General features: G+C 65.7%; 14 protein-coding genes. 8 read left to right on the top strand and 6 right to left on the bottom strand.

What is annotated here, in order from left to right; all coding sequences use genetic code 11:
- The first annotated feature begins 19 nt into the window (after positions 1 to 19).
- From F8S13_25060 to F8S13_25030, 7 genes are all read left to right on the top strand, one after another.
- Positions 20 to 505 (top strand): GNAT family N-acetyltransferase, encoded by a 486-nt coding sequence (locus F8S13_25060; GenBank protein ID KAB8140120.1) that lies wholly within the window; start codon positions 20 to 22, stop codon positions 503 to 505.
- Positions 348 to 2,111, top strand: a complete 1,764-nt coding sequence (locus tag F8S13_25055) for a pyruvate carboxyltransferase (GenBank protein ID KAB8140119.1) — start codon at positions 348 to 350, stop codon at positions 2,109 to 2,111. The genes F8S13_25060 and F8S13_25055 overlap by 158 nt, the downstream gene beginning before the upstream one ends.
- A gap of 114 nt (positions 2,112 to 2,225) precedes the next feature.
- Positions 2,226 to 2,861, top strand: coding sequence for a chromate transporter (locus F8S13_25050; GenBank protein KAB8140118.1), 636 nt, complete (start codon positions 2,226 to 2,228; stop codon positions 2,859 to 2,861).
- Positions 2,858 to 3,367 (top strand): chromate transporter, encoded by a 510-nt coding sequence (locus F8S13_25045; GenBank protein ID KAB8140117.1) that lies wholly within the window; start codon positions 2,858 to 2,860, stop codon positions 3,365 to 3,367. Before F8S13_25050 ends, F8S13_25045 begins: the two co-directional genes overlap by 4 nt.
- Before the next feature lie 77 nt (positions 3,368 to 3,444).
- Positions 3,445 to 4,248, top strand: coding sequence for a [LysW]-aminoadipate kinase (locus F8S13_25040; GenBank protein ID KAB8140116.1), 804 nt, complete (start codon positions 3,445 to 3,447; stop codon positions 4,246 to 4,248).
- Complete coding sequence (locus F8S13_25035; GenBank protein ID KAB8140115.1) at positions 4,245 to 4,940, top strand: histidine phosphatase family protein; 696 nt, start codon at positions 4,245 to 4,247, stop codon at positions 4,938 to 4,940. Before F8S13_25040 ends, F8S13_25035 begins: the two co-directional genes overlap by 4 nt.
- A gap of 58 nt (positions 4,941 to 4,998) precedes the next feature.
- Positions 4,999 to 6,171 carry an aspartate aminotransferase family protein gene (locus F8S13_25030; protein ID KAB8140114.1) on the top strand — a complete coding sequence of 391 codons (1,173 nt, stop codon included), beginning with the start codon at positions 4,999 to 5,001 and terminating at the stop codon, positions 6,169 to 6,171.
- Positions 6,172 to 6,249: 78 nt separating this feature from the next.
- On the opposite strand, the gene F8S13_25025 is transcribed toward F8S13_25030, so the two are convergent.
- The 5 genes from F8S13_25025 to F8S13_25005 all read right to left on the bottom strand — a co-directional run bounded on the left by F8S13_25025 (position 6,250) and on the right by F8S13_25005 (position 12,168).
- Positions 6,250 to 6,582 (bottom strand): cupin domain-containing protein, encoded by a 333-nt coding sequence (locus F8S13_25025; GenBank protein KAB8140113.1) that lies wholly within the window; start codon positions 6,580 to 6,582, stop codon positions 6,250 to 6,252.
- A gap of 404 nt (positions 6,583 to 6,986) precedes the next feature.
- Complete coding sequence (locus tag F8S13_25020) at positions 6,987 to 8,267, bottom strand: insulinase family protein (GenBank protein KAB8140112.1); 1,281 nt, start codon at positions 8,265 to 8,267, stop codon at positions 6,987 to 6,989.
- A gap of 43 nt (positions 8,268 to 8,310) precedes the next feature.
- Positions 8,311 to 9,609: an insulinase family protein gene (locus tag F8S13_25015; GenBank protein KAB8140111.1), complete on the bottom strand. Its 1,299-nt coding sequence runs from the start codon at positions 9,607 to 9,609 to the stop codon at positions 8,311 to 8,313.
- Between the two features lie 56 nt (positions 9,610 to 9,665).
- The gene (locus tag F8S13_25010) at positions 9,666 to 10,589 is read right to left on the bottom strand and encodes a hypothetical protein (protein KAB8140110.1); all 924 of its coding nucleotides are present in this window, start codon (positions 10,587 to 10,589) and stop codon (positions 9,666 to 9,668) included.
- A 559-nt stretch (positions 10,590 to 11,148) separates the two neighbouring features.
- On the bottom strand, positions 11,149 to 12,168 hold the full coding sequence (locus F8S13_25005; protein ID KAB8140109.1) for an aminoglycoside phosphotransferase family protein: 1,020 nt from the start codon (positions 12,166 to 12,168) through the stop codon (positions 11,149 to 11,151).
- Positions 12,169 to 12,264: 96 nt separating this feature from the next.
- Between F8S13_25005 and F8S13_25000 the strand changes: the two genes are divergently transcribed.
- A complete protein-coding gene (locus F8S13_25000; protein KAB8140108.1) occupies positions 12,265 to 13,431 on the top strand; it encodes a DUF711 family protein in 1,167 nt (388 codons plus the stop codon).
- Positions 13,432 to 13,836: 405 nt separating this feature from the next.
- On the opposite strand, the gene F8S13_24995 is transcribed toward F8S13_25000, so the two are convergent.
- A complete protein-coding gene (locus tag F8S13_24995) occupies positions 13,837 to 16,653 on the bottom strand; it encodes a CHAT domain-containing protein (GenBank protein ID KAB8140107.1) in 2,817 nt (938 codons plus the stop codon).
- Positions 16,654 to 16,655: the final 2 nt, after the last annotated feature.

Raw genomic sequence — 16,655 nt, 5'->3', positions numbered from 1 at the left:
CCAAGGGAGCACCACAACCATGACACACCACGCATCGCCCGCATTCCACATCCGCGAGGCCAGCCCCAGCGAGGCCGACCGCGCCGCCGAGATCATCCGCACCGCCTTCGAGGAGGAGGCCGTGCTGGACCCGCCCACCGGCGCGATCCGCGAGACGGGCGACAGCGTGCGCGGGAAGATGCAGCAGGGCGGCCTCGCGCTGGCCGAGATCGACGGGCGCGCGGTGGGCTGCGTGCTCTACGAGCTGCGCGAGGGCCACCTGTACTTCGGCAGGCTGGGCGTGCTGCCCGAGCACCGCGGCCAGGGCGTGGGCGGCGCGCTGATCGCCTACGTGGAGGCGCGGGCGCATGCGCTGGGCGCACCCCGGATCGAAATCGCCGTGCGCACCGCGCTGCCCCTCACCCGCGCCCGCTACGAGCGGCTGGGCTACGCGCTGGTTGAGGAGCGCTGCCACGAGGGCTACACGGTGCCCACCTACGCCGTTCTGGCAAAAACCTCTAGCTAGTGTGCGAGGGACGCGCACCGCGAAGCCGAACCGGCGCAGTGGCCAGCGGTGTTCGTCTTTCGCCCCTCCCTCGTCTCAAAGGAGACCGGCTGTGACAGGCACAGATCTACCATTGCCGCCGTTTCTGGCGGGCGAGAACCCGGCCCAGGAGCGCTACCGCGAGGCCACCGAGCTGTTCGCGCTGTTCGACTACCTGAAGGCCCAGGGCTTCGGGGTCTTCTCCATCCGCGAGTCGCTCCAGGCCGTGGGCGAAAACCGCGACGGCACGCTCCAGGGCTTCCACCTCAGCGCCGAGGAGGCCTGGGAGAGCGTGCGCTTCATGGACCGGCTGGGCGTGGGCGTGGTGGAGCTGCCTTCCAACCCCGCCAACGAGCCGGGCCAGGTCTGGAACCAGAGCCTGCTGGAGCGGGCCAGGCAGGCTGGGCTGGCCATCGACTTCGCGGCCCACGCCCGCTGCGTGCCGTCCGACATCGACGCGGCCTTCGGCTCGGGCTTCCGCCGCGTGCACCTGTACATCGGCACCAGCCCGATCAAGCAGGCTACCGCCAACGCCAGCATCCCGCAGCTGGCCGAGAAGGCCGCGCAGAGCATCCGCTACGCCCGCGAGCTGGGCTTCCACACCGTGCGCATCAGCACCGAGGATGCCTTCCGCACCCCGCTGGAGGACTACGAGCAGTTCTACACCGCGCTCCAGCGCCTGCTGGCCGAGAGCGCCACCGAGGTGGATGGCATCGGCATCCCCGACACCGTGGGACTCTCGTCCATCCCCGAGCTGGGCGACCGCATCGCCATCCTCCAGCGCGCCGGGATGCGCTTCCAGTTTCTGGAGTGCCACATCCACAACGACATCGGCAACGCCGACCGCATGTACGTGGACACGCTGCTGCTCTGCCAGCGGCTGGGCATCACCATGCTGCCCGACTTTTCCATCCTGGGCATCGGCGAGCGCAACGGCACCATCGGCCTCTCCTCGCTGCTGGAGGCGATCTACCGGCGGCTCATCCTGCTCTACCCGCGCAAGATGGCCGAGATCCGCCGCGCCATGCGCGATCGGCTGGGCACGCTGCCCTCGGGCGAGCTGTTCGTGAACTGCTACCGCGACATGGACGCCTTCTTCTACCATATCTTCGCCAGCAACGGCTTTATCTTCGACCGCAGCCCGTTCTCGGCCAACACCGAGTACGATGGCTCGGGCGTGCACGCTGACACCACGGCCCGCGCCTATCGGCTGGCGCTCTCGCGCAATGTGGAGGGCCAGGACGCGATCGACATCGGCAACAGCGCCTACGCGGGCGCGCTGCCGCCCTACGACATGCCGCTGCGCACGCCGGTGCTGGCCTGCTTTGGCTGCGGCAAGGCCAACGTGCGCTACTGGCGCGAGCGCGAGCGCCTGCTGCCCCGCCCGCAGGACGAGCTGCGCACTACGCTGCGCAGGCTGGCCAGCCAGACCGGCCTACCCCTGGCCGACACGCCGCCCGACGACCGCGTGGATGACGTGATCGCCCAGCTCATCCGCCGCTACAGTATCGCCCAGAACGGCATCTCGCACGCCGAGGCCATGGAGCTGGTGCTGATGTTCTACCAGCCGGGGGTCTACAACGCCTGATGCTCGGCTCCGCTTCTATAGGCCGCTTCAATGCGGGCTATAGCCAGAGGCGGATTGTACGCGGCCCGCTCGCGGCCTATACTTTCTATTAAAAGATTGTAAAAGGACACGAGCATGGCAATAGTAGAGCAGGCCGAGGCGATCGCGCCCGAGCAGCGCGGCGCGACCACGCCCACGCTGCGGCATCAGCTGGCGGTGTGGGCGCGGATCGGCACCCAGTCCTTCGGGGGCGGCACGGCCACCCTGTTTCTCATCCGGCAGGCGGCGGTGGAGCGCGAGCGATGGCTGACCGAGGCCGAGTTTAACCGCTTCTGGAGCATCTGCCAGATCTCGCCGGGCATCAACCTGCTGGGTCTGACCATCCTGATCGGGGCGAAGCTGGGCGGCGCGGCGGGTGTGGCCGTGAGCCTGCTGGGCCTGATGCTGCCCAGCGTGGCGGTGACGATCATGCTGACGGCGGGCTACGCCAGCATCCAGCAGGTGCCGCAGGTGCAGTCGGCGCTGCGCGGCATCATCCCGGCTACGGTGGGCTTCAGCCTGCTGCTCTCGTTTCAGATGCTGCGCCCGATCGTGGCCGAGAGCCGGCGCGAGGGCTGGGGCAGCCTGGCGGCCACGCTGGCGCTGCTGGCGGGCGGCGTGCTGGGACTGGGCCTGCTGCACATCCCCATGCTGGCGCTGCTGTGGGGCGCGGGTCTGGCGGGCGGCCTGCTGGCGTGGCGGCGGGCCGCGCGGGGAGGGCAGGCGCGATGATCGACCCGCTGCTGTACTTCCTCATCCTGCTGAAAGGCTCGTTGTTCTCGACCACCGGCGGCGGCAACCTGCCGATCGTGCACGAGGACATGATCGCGCAGGGCTGGGCGGGCGAGCGCGACTTCGCCGAGTCGCTGGCCCTGGGCCAGATCTCGCCCGGCCCCAGCGGCTTCTGGGTGATCGCCTTCGGCTACCTGACCTATGGGCTGATGGGCGCGCTGCTGGCCACGGCGGCGATCATCCTGCCGCCCATGCTGGTGCTGCTGGTCAACCGCATCTATCAGCGGATCGGCGGCCACCCGGCCACGGCGGGCTTCCTGCGCGGCCTGATGCTGGTGGCCGTCGGGTCGATGTTCGTGGTGGTGGCGGGCATCATGCGCACCGAGCTGAACCTGCCCAGCCTGCTGATCGCCGCAAGCACCATCGCGGTGGTGGCCCGCCTCAAGATCTCGCCGCTGCCCGTGCTGCTGGCTGCGGGCCTGGCCGGGGTGCTGCTCTATCGATAGCCTGCGGGATCTGGTCGCCGACGGCGCGGCGCTTGCCCAGGCCATGGAAAACCTTCAACCAACGGGAGAAACACGCGATGATTGTGATTAAAGTCGGCGGCGGGCAGGGGATCGACTACGACGCGCTATGCGCCGATCTGGCCGCGCAGTGGAACGCGGGCGAGCGCCCCATCCTTGTCCACGGCGGCTCGCACGAGACCAACGTGCTGGCCGAGCAGATCGGCTACCCGCCGCGCTTCGTCACCTCGCCCTCGGGCTACACCAGCCGCTACACCGACCGCAGGACGCTGGAGATCTTCATGATGGCCTACAGCGGCAAGATGAATAAGCTGATCGTCGAGCGGCTGCAGCGCCTGGGCATCAACGCCGTGGGCCTGAGCGGGCTGGATGGCCGCGTGCTGGAGGGCCAGCGCAAGGCCACCATCCGCATCGTGGAGGACGGCAAGCAGAAGGTGCTGCGCGACGACTGGACCGGCACGGTGGAGAAGGTGAACGCCGGGCTGCTCCAGCTGCTGCTGGATGCGGGCTACCTGCCGGTGGTCGCGCCGCTGGCCGCCAGCACGGCGGGCGATGCCATCAACGTGGATGGCGACCGCGCCGCCGCCGCCGTGGCCGCCGCGCTGAAGGCCGACACGCTGCTGCTGCTCTCCAATGTCCCCGGCCTGCTGCGCAGCTTCCCCGATGAAAGCTCGCTCATCCGCCGCATCCCGCGCGCCTCGGTGGAGGAGTACTTGCCGGTGGCGCAGGGCCGCATGAAGAAGAAGGTGCTGGGCGCAGCCGAGGCGCTGGCCCAGGGCGTGGGCCGCGTGGTGATGGGCGATGCCCGCAGCACCCAGCCGATCACCAAGGCGCTTGCGGGCGAGGGGACGGTGATCGCATGACGGAGATCTGGCTTATCCGCCACGGCCAGAGCGAGTCGAACGCGGGGGCGCGCGTGGGCGCGACCGAGCAGATCGGCCTGACCGCGCTTGGCCAGCAGCAGGCGGCCTTCGCGGCCCAGGCCTTCACCCGCGCCCCCTCGCGCGTGATCACCTCGGCCTACCGCTGCGCCAAGGCCACGGCCCTGCCGCTGCTGGATCGCTACCCCGGCACGCCCTGCGAGGAGTGGCCCATCCACGAGTGCGCCGCGCTCAGCGACGAGCACCGCCTCAACACCACCATCGCCGACCGCACCCCGCTGCTCGCGGCCTACTGGCAGCGCCGCGACCCCGACTACTGCGACGGCCCCGGCGCTGAGTCGTTCGTGCAGCGGGTGGTGCGCGCCCAGGCCGCCCTGGAGCTGCTACGTGGCGTCGGCGAGCCGTTCGTGGCGGTGTTCGGCCACGCCCAGTTCTTCCGCACCATGCTGTGGGTGCACCTAGCCCAGCCCTCCACCCTCGACGCCTGCGCGATGGACGACTACTGCCACTTCACCGGCAGCTTCTCGTTCCCCAACGCCGCGATCATGCGCGTGCTGCTCGCGCCCGACCGCAGCCTGTTCTTCGGTGCGCCCAGCACGGCCCACCTGCCCGCCCGCCCGCTCGAACCGTGGGGCGGCGCGCTGGCCGAGCAGGCCCTGCGCAAGGACGATTGAGCGGGGAATGGGGATTAGGCGGCGCACTTTTTTCACATGAAGCAAGGGAGAAACCCCTATGACCGATACAACCAGCGCAGCAATCATCGCCGCCGAGCAGGCCCACACCATCGGGGTCTACCCCAAGCGCAACCTGGCCCTGGTGCGCGGCGAGGGCGCGGCGGTGTGGGATGCCGAGGCCCGCGCCTACATCGACTGCGTGGGTGGCCAGGGCGCGGCCAATCTGGGCCACGCCCACCCGGCGGTGGTCGCCGCCATCCAGCAGCAGGCCGCCACGCTGATCAGCTGCCCCGAGATCTTCTACAACGACCAGCGCTCGGCCTACATGGCCGAGCTGGCCGCCGTGCTCCCGGCGGGGCTGGAGCGGATCTTCCTGTGCAACTCGGGGGCCGAGGCGGTGGAGGGTTCGATCAAGGCCGCGATCGCGCTCACCGGGCGGCACGGCGTGGTGGCCACCGTGCGCGGCTTTCACGGGCGCACGCTGGGCGCGCTCTCGGCCACCTGGGAGCCAAAGTACCGCGAGCCGTTCCTGCCCCTGGTCGAGGGCTTCTCGCACGTGCCCTACGACAAGATCGAGGCGCTGGACGCGGCGGTGACCGAGCAGACGGCGGCGGTGATCATCGAGCTGGTGCAGGGCGAGGGCGGCGTGCGCCCGGCCAGCGCGGCCTACGCCCAGGCGGCGGCGCGGATCTGCGCCGAGCGCGGCGCGCTGCTGATCGTGGATGAGGTGCAGACCGGCTTCGGGCGCACTGGCACGCTGTTCGCTTGCGAGCGCTACGGCATCACGCCCGACATCCTGGCCATGGCCAAGAGCATCGCGGGCGGCATGGCCATGGGCGCGTTCGCTCTGCGCGGCGCGCTCGGCCCCATGCCCCCGGCTAGCCACGGCACCACCTTCGGCGGCAACCCGCTGGCATGCGCCGCTGCCCGCGCCGCCCTGCGCGCCCTGGTGGAGGAGCGCCTGCCCCAGCAGGCCGAGGAGAAGGGCGCGTACCTGGTGGAGAAGCTGCGGGCGCTGCGGCTGGCCAAGGTGCGCGAGGTGCGCGGCCTGGGCCTGCTGGTGGGGCTAGAGCTGAAGGAGCGCGTGCAGCCCCACCTCCAGGCGCTGATGGACCAGGGTGTGCTGGCCCTGCCCGCTGGCCCCAACGTGCTGCGCCTGCTGCCGCCCCTGGTTATCACCTACGAGCAGCTCGACCGCGTGGTGGCCACCATCGGCGAGGTGCTCTCGTAGGGCGGGCGCGCGAGACATGGGAAAAGGGCGCGATCGAAGTTTTTCGATCGCGCCCTTTTTTGCTGAGAAGGAGGCCAGCTAGCCCTGCTGCCCGCGATCCTGCGCCAGCAGATCCTCGCGCGGCGGGCTGAAGGTGTCGATCACCAGCGAGTCTTCCAGGGCCTCGACATCGTGTGGCATGTTGGGCAGCATCAGCAGCGAGTCGCCCGCGCCGATCTCGTGGGGCGTGCCCGCCAGGTGCATGCGCAGCCGCCCGCGGATGACGTGCGTCACCTGCTCGTGCGGATGGTGGTGCAGCGGCAGCGTGCTGCCCTTTTGCAGCGTCACCTCCATCTGCATCAGGTGCTCGCCTGCGGCCAGGGTACGCCGCAGCACGCCGGGGGCCATCTCGATCCATCGGTCTGTCGTCATCGGTTGCCCTCTATCTCTACAGTTGGCGGTCGCCGGTTCTCGTTGCTGCGGCGCAGCGATGTGCTGAGCTGATCTCATCGCGGGCGGACACGAGATCCGCCCCTACGGCGGTGTGGGCGATGAACGCCCATTGCCGACATCGAAAATGCCGCGCGATGTGTGCATCGTATCCCAACGGGTGTAGGGGCGAACCTGGTGTTCGCCCGCATTGCATACATTGCGTTCATCGCACGCGACACGATGCGGCCAATGTATCTCAATGCTCATCATCGCGGGCGGATCCGAGATCTGCCCCTACGGCGTTGCGCTGTATTTTGGATGAAGGCGGATCTTGTGTCCACCCTCATCGAAAACACGGCTCCTCCGAAACTTGGGGCCTTGGAGTCTTGGTGGTAAAGGTTTTCTTAGCCCGCGATCGCAGGCCCCGCCGTCACCACCGCGTAGCTGCTGGTGGAGAGGTACTTGCGCGTCACGTCCACGATCTGCTCAGCGCTGATCGAGCGGATGATCTCCGGGTAGCGGCGGATGTAGTCCAGCCCCAGGCTGTAGCGCTCGATGCCCAGCAGCGTGCCCGCGATGCCGTCGTTGGTCTCCAGGCCCAGCACGGTGCTGCCGGTCATGTAGTCGCGGGCATCGGCCAGCTCCTCGTCGGTGGGGCCTTCGGCGGCGAAGCGAGCGATCTCGTGGACCATGGCGCTGATCGCCTTCTCCACATCCGCCGGGTTCACGCCCGCCAGCGCCACCCACGGGCCAGCGCCCATGTCGGCCTCTAGGCTGCTGCCGCAGTAGTAGGCCAGGCCCTGCTGCTCGCGCACATTGTCGCCCAGCCGCCCGCCCATGCCGATCCGGCCCAGGATCATGTTGGCCACGCTGGCCGTGTAGAAGTCGGGGTCGGTGCGGGCGATGCCGTGGACCGCCCAGATCACGTCGGTCTGGCTCTTGCCGGGCAGCGCGATGTCGCGTCGCTCGATGCCGCTGATTGGCGTGGGCTGGGGCAGCGCCAGCGTGGGCGGCTGGCCCAGCGGCTCCCAGTGCCCGAAGCTCTGCTCCAGCAGCTCCACCACGGCCTGCGGCTGCACGTCGCCCACGATCGCGATCGTGGTGGCGGCGGGGTGGTAGTTGCGGTGGAAGGCCACCAGATCGTCGCGGGTCAGCTTCTCGATGCTGGCGATGGTGCCGCTGCTCAGGCGGCTGTAGGGGTGCTCGGGCGGGAAGAGCATCTGGCGGATGGCCCGCGACGCCTGGGTGCGGGTCTCCTGCTCGCTCTCGCGCAGGCCGGTCAGAAACTGGCCGCGCAGCCGCTCGATCTCCTGTGCGGGGAAGATCGGCTGCGACAGCATCTCGGCCAGCACCTCAAGGATGAGCGGCAGATCCTCGGCCAGCGCCCGCCCGCCGAAGCCGCTGGCGTGCTGGCCGCCGCCCGCGTTCACGCTGCAGCCGCGCTCCTCGGTCTCGGCTACGATCTGCTGGAAGCTGCGGCGCTGGGTGCCGCGTATGAGCGACGCGCCGGTGAACACGGCCAGCCCGTTCTTCTCGGCGGCCTCGTGCACCGCGCCCGCCCGCACCTCGCCGCGCACGCTCACGGTGGTGCTGGCCGGGTTGCGCTGGATGAGCGCCACCATGCCGTTTGGCAGCACGTGCCGCGTGGCCGTCTCTATTGCGTCGCCCCCTGGGGGAGTTGTCATGCTCTGGCTCCTTTGAAGGTGTCGCACTGGACACCGGATCTGGCTAGGCCTCGTCCTCGGCCTCGCCCGCTTCGTCCTCGGTGGGGATGAAGTAGCCCACCGTGCGGTTGTTCTCGTGCAGGTAGGTCTGGGCCACGCGCTGCACATCCTCGGGGGTGACGGCGGCCACCTCATCCAGGATGGTGTCGAGCCGCTTGTAGCTGTCCAGCAGCTCCCACATGCCCAGCTGGAGCGCCTGCTGGGTCACGCTCTCGCTGGAGTAGGCGATCTGCGCCCGGGTCTGCTTGATCGCCTTGGCCACCTCGGCGGGCGAGACGCCCTCGGCGCGCACGCGCTCGACCTCGGCCACCAGGGCGCGCTCGACATCCTCGCAGGTGTTCGGCTCCTGCACGGTGGCGTCTAGCTCGAACAGGCCGGGGTCGAACGAGGGCCGGAAGCCGCTGCCCGCGTAGGATGCGATCTGGGTCTCGACCAGGGCGCGGTAGATGCGGGCGCTGCGGTTGGTCTGCGCGCCGCCGCCGAAGCCCAGGCCCTTCGCGCCCGAGAGCACCGCGTCCAGCACGATCAGCGGGGCGAAGTCGGCGTGGCGGCAGTCCACGGCGTGGTAGGCCACCTGCACATACTGCGCCGCGCCGGGGCGGCGGATGACCACGCGGCGCTCGCCCTGCTGCTCCGGCTCCACGGCGCGCACGGCGGGCAGCGCCGGGCCTGCGGGCAGGTGCGCGAAGTAGCGCTCGATCTTGGCCAGCATCTCGGCGTGGTCGAAGTCGCCCACCACCACCAGCACGGCGTTGTTGGGCATATAGTAGCTCTGGTAGTGCTGGTACAGCTCGTCGCGGGTCATGGCCAGCAGGTCGCTCTTCCAGCCGATGATCTCGTTGCGGTAGGGGTGGTACTGGTAGGCCGAGGTCATCATGGCCGAGCCGAGCCACCACTCGGGGTCGTTCTCGTGGCCCTCGCGCTCGGAGATGATCACGGTGCGCTCGCTCTCCACCTCCTCGGGGTCGAACAGCGAGTTCATCATGCGGTCCGACTCGATCTGCAGGCCCAGCTCGATCTTGTCCGAGGGCAGGGTCTCGTAGTAGGCGGTGTAGTCGTAGGATGTGAAGCCGTTGAAGGTGCCGCCGTTGCGGGCGATCAGGCGGTCCATCTCGCCCTTGGCGATGGTGGGCGTGCCCTTGAACAGCATATGCTCGACCCAGTGCGAGATGCCGGTGGTGCCGGGCACCTCGTTGCGCGAGCCGACGCGGTACCACACCCAGCAGGTGGCCACGGGCGCGGCGTGCGACTCGCGCAGCAGCACCAGCATGCCGTTGGGGAGGCGGTGCTCGTAGGTTGTCATCGCTAGCCTTTCTGTAAGGTAGATCTATGGTTCACGTGGGGGCGGCGCTGCCCGTCTTACTCCCGCCCATCGGGGAAGAGCGCGGCCCGCGCGCGCTTGGGCCATGCCGCGTCGTCGCGCAGCACCTCGCCCATGCACACGAGGTCGGCGCAGCGGTCGGCCAGCACGCTGTTGGCGAACTCGGGGTCGTCGTTCAGGTCGCCCACCATCACCGGCACATCCACCACGGCGCGGATGGCCGCCGCCAGCGGGGTGCGCCAGCCGGGGAAGTAGGCCATGGGCACCGCGCCCACCGTGGGTGCGAACACCTCCACCAGCCTGGCCCCGGCGATGCTCATGCGGCGGGCGATCACCCGCGCGTCCTGCAGCGTCACGCCGCCGGGGGTGAACTCCTCGACCAGCAGCCGCAGCCCCACCACCATGCGCGCGCTGAAGCGGGCGTGCATGCGCTCCACGGTGTCCTGCAGCAGCTGCATGCGCCGGTCCAGCGGCCCGCCGAAGCGGCCCGCGCGCTGGTTGGTCAGCGGCGAGAGCAGCTGCTGGAACGGCCCGCCGTCCACGCACGAGAGCAGCACGCCGTCGGCCCCGGCGCTGCAGGCCCGCTGTGCCGCTGCGATCCAGGCCTTGCTGATCTGGCCCAGCCCCTCGTCGGAGAGGCTGGCGATCACGATCGGCTGGTCGATCTGCACCAGCGCGCAGCTGCCCGCGCTATGGATACGCTCGATACAGCTTCCGAGATCTGCTATCTGTCGGTCGTGGTAGAGTCCGAGGTGGGGGATGGTCTGCGCGCTCGGCGCGAGCGGCCAGGCCGATTCGAGCACCACCGCGCCCGCACCACCTGCGGCCCGCGCGGCGTAGAACGCGGTGAAGGCGGGCGAGATGCTGCCATCTCTGCTCGCGTGGCCGCTTGGCAGCCCGGCAAACACAATCCGGTTCGGGAGTCGCGTCGGGCCGATACTCAGCGGGCTGAAGAGGTGCATAGGCAGTGGGCATTCTCAATGTGCGCGTGTGGGGGAATTATAGCCCAGCGATCTTGCCGCCGCAAGGCGCGAGATGTTCACCACCAAGACACCAAGGGACCGATTCACCACGAAGACGCGAAGGCACGAAGATGTTTACCACCAAGACACCAAGGGGCCGATTCACCACGAAGGCGCGAGGCATGAAGATTTTCACCACCAAGACACCAAGACACCAAGGGAATAAAAGGCACTAGGAAATGGTGAAAAGCCAGCCATCCCCACCTGGCCCATACGGTGAAGGTGCGCCCCTAGGCGCCGCCCGCGCAGGGCACGCACCCACTAACCATGAGCAACCGCCATCATGCATAGCACTTACTGCCATTGTTCTAGAGAACATATGTATATTGACCTCATGCATCATAAAACAATGCGTAGATTGACGGGGGAAGAGAGGGAAGAGACCGAGGAAGCGGGGGAAGTGACCGAGGAACAAGGTTACACTGCTCGTGAGGCCATAAAGCGTCGCCAGCGCAGCCCGACCGCAAGCACCACCCACGGTCGGGCCGCGCCGCCCGCGCTACATGCCCATACGCCTGAACACGCCGTCGATCTGCTCACGCGCCCACAGCTCCAGCCCGTTGTCCTCATACTGCCGGAAGGCCGGCTCGACGATCAGGATGAGCAGCAGGTGGATGTCGTAGAGATCGCGGCGTGTGTGGGCCGCCTCGTCGGCCAGCAGCCGCGCGCCGTAGCCCTCCGCGAAGGCATCCGACTCGCTATGGCAGAAGAACTGGTTCTCGATCAGCGGGTCGGCCCACATCGCCCGCTCAAAGTCGATCAGGCCCGTCACCTGCCCCAGCTGTTGGTCGTAGAAGATATTGCCGTCCCACAGATCCCAGTGCACTAGGCTGGGCGTGCGCACGGCATCCAGCAGCGGCGCGTGGCGCGCCACTAGCGCGCGGATGTCGGCGGCGGCGCGCGGCAGCGCCACCCCCATCTCCTCGCCATCGGTTAGAATATCATCCATCATCGCGTAGAAGGCCGCGCCCCAGGTGGGCATCGGCGCGGGCACGCCGGTCATCGGGCCGAAGCCTGGCCCGGCGATCCGGTGCATCTGCGCTAGGAAGCCGCCGATTTGGCGCTCCACCCCCGCCACCGCCTCAGGCGAAAGCTCGGCCTTGATCTTGTTTAGCGGCGTGCCCGGCACGAACGACATGATCAGGTAGTCCTGGCCCAGCAGGTGGTGGCTGGTGTCGAAGGCTAGCACGGCGGGCACTGGCGCGCTGGTGCGGGCGTGGGCTAGGCCCATGGCCGCGGCCTCGGCGCGCATCAGCTGGTGCTCGTAGCGCATCACCCGCACATCGGCGGGCGGCGCGGCCTTCAGCACGGCGCGCTGGCCGTCGCTCAGCTCCAGCAGGTACGCGGCGTTGAAGTAGCCATCGGTCAGCTCGCGGCTCTGCGCGAGGTGGCGGTCGGGGCCAAATGCCGATGCGACGATCTGGCTCAGCGTCGAGTGGTCGATCTTGGTCTTGGTTCGGCTGTACATAACGTGCTTCTTTGCTCTGCGGGCGGGTACGCCGCGATTGTAGCACCGCATGCTGGCGGCTTCATCCCGCCGGGGGCGGAGCCGCGCTACGCGATAATGATGAGCAGGCTTGATCAGCGCGGCACGCGCGAGGAAAGGGAGAGGATCATGCAGATCCGCACGATCACGGTGGGCGCGAGGGAGGACTCGCTGGCCCAGGCCGCTGCGGCGGCGCGGCTGGCGCGGGCCAGGCTGGAGGACGCGGGCTATGTGGTCCAGAACATGCGGCTGGCGCTTTCGCTGGCATCGAATGTGTGTGGCGATATGGCTACCATCGCCCGTGGGGCCGAGGAGCTGGCCCTAGAGCACGGCTTTGGCTTTGTGTCGCTCGGCCCGCTAGAGGGCGATCGGCTGGCCGCCGCCGCCGAGGTGATCGGCTCGACCCAGGCGGTCTTCGCATCGGCCCAGATCGTCACCCCCGACGGCCAGGTGCTGCCCGAGCACCTGCGCGCCGCCGCCGAGGCCATGGTGGCGCTCGCCCAGCTCTCGCCCGATGGCTTCGGCAATATGCGCTTCGCTGCGCTGGCCAACGTTGGCCCCGGCTCGCCCTTCCTGCCCGCCTCCTACCACGACCGGGGCGACCCCTGGCTGGCCATCGGGCCAGAGGCCTCGGCGCTGGCCCGCGAGGCTGTGCGCGGCCTGCCTGCGCCGGGCCAGCCGCCTGCGGCGCTGGGCGCGGCCTCGCGCCAGGCCATGGCCCAGCTCACCGCCCTGATCGAGCGCCACGACGCGGGCATCCGCGCCGCCCTGGGCGACCTGGCGGGCCAGACCGGGGTGCGCTACGCTGGCTGCGACTGGTCGCTCGCGCCCCGCCCTGGCGACGAGACCAGCGTGGGCGCGGCCATCGAGGCGATCAGCGGCGTGCCCTTCGGGGCATGGGGCACCATGGCGGCGGTGCGCGCCCTCACCGCCGCCATCCAGGCGGCCCAGGTCACGCGCCTAGGCTTCAGCGGGGTGATGCTGCCCGTGCTGGAGGACACCGTGCTGGCCCAGCGCTGCGACGAAGGCCGCTACACCCTGCGCGACCTGCTAGCCTTCAGCGCGGTGTGCGGCACTGGCCTAGACACCATCCCGCTGCCTGGCGACGCCAGCGCCCCCGCCATTGCCCAGGTGCTGGCCGAGGTCGCCACGCTCTCGGCCACCTACCGCAAGCCGCTCACCGCGCGGCTCATGCCCATGGCCGGGCTGCGCGCGGGCGACCCCACCCGCTTCGACCTCTCCGCCGACCCAGCGATGGCCAGCTATTTCTGCGCGGCCCGCGCGCTGGCGCTGTAGGCAAGCAAAGCAGAGGCCTCGCAGGTGTACCTGCGAGGCCTCTCTTTCGTCAATTATGCGATTGATGGGCACAATGGACGCATGCGCTGTTAGACTAGCACTCCCAAACAAAGCCATTAGGCGAGGACGCTGGCACGACCGGGTTGGGCGTGGAAGTGCTCTCGCCGGCGAAGGTGGGCTGCACGGACACGAAGTTTGCGAACAGAGCCAGAGCAACGGCGATGCTAGCGACCAGGGTTTTGAGTTTCATGAATTTGTTCCTTTTATATACGCTACTATTGAGAAGGGATAGGCAGATGTATTTTTAATAGATACATCTGATCTTAATACCTACCTTGAGATGCATCGATGATGAAGACCTCTCCTTCCTTGTGCTTCATTCGAGCTTTGTAGAATATTGATCGTTTAATACCCACCTATAAGAACAAAGCTAGCCCAGAAAAATGGGTGAGCATGCTCTTTTAAGGTAGCAAGTTGAGCATTACGTAGTGCTGTGGTTGGAGAATGGCCATTGATAAGATTGGTATAAAACGATCGCATAAGGTTCGTGGTGGCGATATCATCAGCAACCCACAAACTTGCCAGCAATCGCTCTGCACCAGCGGCAAAGAACCCTCGGATAAGCCCGAGCAGCTCATCTCCTGAGGCGATGAAACTCACGCCTGTTTCACATGCGCTCAATGCGACAAGACTGCCTTGAAGATTGAGCTCATAGATATCGTGGACTGTTAGCCATCCATCAGCCAGCTGTATCGCCGAGAAAAGCGGGTTATCTGGGCGGAAAATACCATGGCTTGCAATATGAATGATTTTGGACTGGGCTGCATACTTGCGAAGGTTTGTTAATGTTGCAGCTTCTTCCATGAGCAGTTGGCTATTTGGTAGGATCTGATGCAGAGATAGAAGCTCTTCATTTATGTGAGGTGCATTTGCATCAGATGCGCCCAGTAATAAGGTATCTCCATCAGGGCACTGCCAGGCCTCCCTACTACGATAGAGTAAAGTTGCGCTGAGCGTGTATGAGATCTCGCAGCGCTCGATGAGATATTGCTTGCCATCATGGAGCGCGTGGAATGGAACATAATGTAGCGTATGATAAGGTGCAATTATAATATGCTTTGTATTTAGGTGATTTGTAAATGGTCTGAGCAATAAATCATAGAGATTCTGAAGATGTGATTTTGTCCTATGCTCTAGCTGTGCAATATGTGCCTGAAGTCGTGATGATCCATAGCGTAGTGTATCGATCTGAAAATGGAACTGCCGGACAACAGCTTCGATCTGTTGTTGTTGAGCAATATTACGATAAACCGTAGTATGGTCTTTGTCAATAAGGAGTGCGATGATCTCATCGTTGATAACAAAATATTCGATTAAGACGGTGTTATCAGGTAGCGATTTTTGGAACACATCTAGGCTTACGGTGTGATATGGTGCTGCTTTGCTAAGGTTACCCTGCCGCAGCTGACGCATAAGATCAAGCATCTGCATCTCGCGGATTTGGGCATCCTTATAGAGGCGATCATATCCATCATCAGCTGGTAGACTCAGTTGGCTATAGATCCAACCTAGCTCGGTGGATAGCTGCTCGATTTTTGCAACCATTTGTTGCTCTTCAACATTGCTAGGTTGGATCTGCATTTGAATTGATCCTCCCACCATGTCCAAGAGCGCACGTGAACGTGCTTGTTCGATGGTCTGAAAAGCGAGTTCAATATTCTGCGTACCAGCCTCACCTAGCGCGAGGCGAGCCAACTCAATATAGGGCGTCAGTTTATTTAATAAGAAAGCGCTACGTAGTTCATCGGTTGGTAGCGGAGCGCGTATGGTCTCAATCAGGCTAATTGCGCGTTGGAACAGGGTTTGGGCACGGTCAATCTCTCCTACTTTCATGGCAAGCATGCCGAGAGATGTAATGCATAGTCGCACGATTTCCGGCAGCGGTTGCTGTTCTGCCTGGGTTAGGGTTGTCGTAAATATCTCTTCGGCTTCGGTAGGCAGGCCGAGGGCGGTTGCACATTGGCCACGCACCCATCTGGCCAGCAGCATCTTTCCGATCACATTGGTCGCAAGCAGCGCCCCTTCTGCCTGCGCAGCCGCATCATAGGCTTGGCTATATTCGTGCTGTTCATAGAGGATCTGTGCGCTCACTAGCGCAACTTCGGCGCTGCCCACCGAATTCCCTTCGGCAAGGTACGCATTACTAGCTTTTTGGGCAAGGGTGTGAGCCTCGGCAAGCCGACTCACGGCAAGGCACGCACGGGCATGGTTGGCCCAGGTATTTGCCAGCTCGCCGATCATTCCGCGCTCGGTAAATATCTGCTCTGCCCTTACATAGATAGATTCAGCCTCATAGGTGAGGTTTAGGTTGAGATAGGTATCGGCGATACCGAGTTCTGCGATTGCTGAACCATGGGTTCCAAAAGAAGCATACAGCCTGCGCGAGCGTCCGAGGTAGTCAAGCGCGCGATGGTACTGGCCTTGGAGGAGCGCTAGCCAGCCAAGGTTTTCTTCAATAGAGGCATGGATTTCACCCTCCTCATTTTTATCGAGTCGAGTGAGGGCCTGCTCGCAGAAATCTGCTGCCTCCTTGAGCCGACATTGAGAGGCGAGGATATTTGCTAGGTTGCTCTCAACACCAGCGATTTTCCGGTGTTGCCCTGCCTCAATGAAGTGGTCGCGGGCTAGGAGGAAAAATTGCTCCGCCTCGACATATTGCCCGCGTCTTCCGTAGGTATTGCCAAGGTTCTGTTCGATCTTGCCGACCGAGATCAGGTCGTTCTGCTCCAAGAGTATCGTGCGGGTTTCTAATCCGCAGGCGATCGCCTCATCATATCTTCCAAGGATGGCAAGGGCATGCATCCGGCTGAACTGCGTGTAGCTTGCCAGCAGTGGAAGCTGTTGCTGCTTGAAGTCTTCGATTGTTTGATCGAGAAGCTGAAGGCTCTGCTCGGCCTGGCCTTCAAGGTGGAGCGCAACCATCCCTTCAACCCATCGAACATATGCTGCAATGGTTGGTGAGTTTGTGAGATTGGCCGCAGCGCGCAGCGTATCCACGCATGCAATCGCTCGGCGCGCGTCCGATACCTTCGCATCGTCGTAGATCGTCTTGATCTCCCAGGCGAGCTGGACATCAATATCGGCGACACATTCTGCCAAGATGAGGTAGCGTGTCGCCGTGTCTGCGCTGACGAGGTGTTCGGCTAGGGCACGCCGTTCCATGG

The organism is Chloroflexia bacterium SDU3-3 (genome assembly GCA_009268125.1).
Classification (GTDB): domain Bacteria; phylum Chloroflexota; class Chloroflexia; order Chloroflexales; family Roseiflexaceae; genus SDU3-3.
Note: the sequence above shows the minus strand (reverse complement) of the source record. Positions and strands in the feature narration are given on the sequence as shown.